Source organism: Streptomyces sp. NPDC049577 (assembly GCF_040675635.1).
GTDB lineage: Bacteria > Actinomycetota > Actinomycetes > Streptomycetales > Streptomycetaceae > Streptomyces.
In genome coordinates, this window is the sequence record NZ_JBFAPH010000545.1 from 1 (window position 1) to 2,406 (window position 2,406).

At 76.0% G+C, this 2,406-nt stretch carries 2 protein-coding genes; one reads left to right on the forward strand and one right to left on the reverse strand.

Translation table 11 applies throughout. The annotated features are described in order from the left end of the window. A partial coding sequence (locus AB0K09_RS32390; RefSeq protein ID WP_366068971.1) for an SDR family NAD(P)-dependent oxidoreductase occupies positions 1-1,509 on the forward strand: 1,509 nt, incomplete at its 5' end. On the opposite strand, the gene AB0K09_RS32395 is transcribed toward AB0K09_RS32390, so the two are convergent. Continuing rightward, positions 1,439-2,406: cytochrome P450 (locus AB0K09_RS32395; protein ID WP_366068972.1), on the reverse strand; the 968-nt coding region annotated here is incomplete at its 5' end. The genes AB0K09_RS32390 and AB0K09_RS32395 overlap by 71 nt on opposite strands.

A 2,406-nucleotide genomic window follows, 5' to 3' on the forward strand; every position in this document is an offset into this window, starting at 1 on the left:
CTGGAGGCCCTCGCTCCGGGCGGCCGCTTCGTGGAGCTCGGCAAGCGCGACCTCTACGCCAACAACCGGCTCCTCCTGGGCCCCTTCCTCAACAACCTCACCTTCTGCGCCGCCGACCTGGCACAGCTGGCACATGAGCGGCCCGCGCAGGTCGCCGCGGAGTTCGCCGAGGTCGGCCGGCGCGTGCACGAGGGTGCCTACCGGCCGAATCCGCATCATGTCTACGGCGCCGACCGGGTCGTGGAGGCGTTCGAGGCGCTCCAGCACTCGCGGCACATCGGAAAGGTCGTCGTCTCCCTGGAGCAGCCCCCTGCCGCGGCCGCCGACCCGGCACCGGCGCCGGCCGTGCTCGACCCCCACGCCGGCTATCTGATCACCGGTGGGCTGAGCGGCTTCGGGGCCGCCACGGCCCGCCGGCTGGCGGCGCGCGGCGCCCGGCGCCTGTGCCTGGTCGGCCGGCGTGGCGCCGGGAGCCCGGAGGCACCGGCCTTGCTCGAGGAGCTGCGCCGCCGGGGAGTGCACGTCACCGCGCACGCCGTCGACGTCGCCGACGCCGCCGCGATGGAGGCGCTGCTCGACGCGGTGGACACCGCGGAGACACCGCTGCGGGGGGTCGTGCACGCGGCCATGGTGCTCCACGACGGTCCGCTGACCGGTCTGACCGACGCGGCCGCGCGCGAGGTGCTGTCCGCCAAGGCCGAGGGCGCCCGGGTCCTGGACCGTCTGACGCGGGACCGTTCGCTGGACTTCTTCGTCGTCCACGCCTCGGCCTCCGCGCTGCTGGGCAATCCGAACCAGGCTCCGTACGTCGCCGCCAATCTCTCGCTGGAGGCGCTGGCACGGGCCCGGCGCCAGGCCGGCCTGCCCGCCCTGGCGGTCGCCTGGGGTGCGCTCGCGGACGCCGGATACGTGGCCCGGCACGATCTGGGCGACTTCATGGAGCGCGTCGGCCTCTCCCCCGTGCCCGCCGGACAGGCCCTGGACGCGCTGGACGGGCTGCTCGCGCGGGGCGACGACGATGTGGCGGTCGTGGCCGGCATCGGCTGGGGCCGGGTGCGGCACGCGGTCGGCGCCGTCGCCGCGCCCCGGTTCTCGCTCGTCCGGCCGGAGGACGACGGCACGGCGGGGCAGGCGGCCCGGCAGCTGGCGCGGGGCCTGGCCCGGGCCACGCCCGAGGAGGCCCTGGCCCGGGTGGCCGAGGCGGTCGTCGCCGTGCTGGCCCGCGTCCTCCAGACCGATCCCGGGCGCATCCCGCTCGATCGCCCCCTCGACCAGCTGGGCCTGGACTCCCTGATGGGCGCCGAACTGATGGCGGCCCTCCACCAGCACCTGGGCTGCGAGGTGCCGGCGGTGGAGATCCTCAACAGCACGACGGTGGACGACCTCTGCCGGCGCTGCCTGCGGCGGCTGCTGCCGGCCCCGTCCGGGGACCCGGCGGCTACGGGAAGGGACGGGACGGCGGCGGACTCCCCGTCAGCACCACCGGAAGCCGCTCCAGTCCCCGGCTGATGAACGTCGGCTTGAACCGCAGGGGCTCGCCCGTCGCGACGGGCCGGCAGCGCGCCAGCCCGAGCAGCATCGCCTCCGCCTGTGCCCGCACCAGCCGCGCCCCCAGGCAGAAGTGCTCTCCCCAGCCGAGCGACAGGTGCCGGCAGGGCCGCGTGACGTCCAGCCGGTGCGGTGCGTCGTGCACGGCCGGGTCGCGGTTCACGGCCCCCACCAGCAGGCCCACGATCGTGCCGGCGGGCACCCGGGTGCCGGCGATCGCCGCGTCGGTCAGGGCCATGCGCGTGATCAGCTGGATGGGCGGGTCCCAGCGCAGCAGCTCCTCCACGGCGGTGGGCGCCGCGTGGGGGTGCAGCCGGAGGTGGTCGAGCTGGCGCGGGTGGGCGAGGAGCGCGTGCAGCCCGTTCCCGACCAGGTTGACGGCGGGCTCGTAACCGGCCACGACGAGCTGGCCGACGGCGGTGACGATCTGTTCGGTCGTCAGCAGTGACCCGTCGGCCGCCGGCGCGACCAGGGCGCTGACGAAGTCGCCGGCCGGGGCCGCCCTGCGGCGCTCGATCAGCACGCGGAGGTAGCGCGCGAAGTCCAGCCGGGCGCAGGCGACGCGGGAGTCCGTCTCCGGGTGGCGCAGCGCCTCGGGATCGAAGCCCACGGCCAGCCACGACAGGGCCTCCAGCCATTCCGCGCGCTCGTCGAGGGGGACGCCGACCAGGGCGCAGATGACGTCCAGGGCCAGGGGCTCGGCGAGGTCGGCGATGACGTCGACCTCGCCCGTGCGGTCGACGGCGGCGAGGAGCGCGGCGACGCGGTGTTCGATCGCCGGCCGCAGCCGCTCCACCGCCCGCCTGAACAAGGTCACCGGAATTCCCGTGCGGGCCGTCATGCCGGACTCCGTTCCCG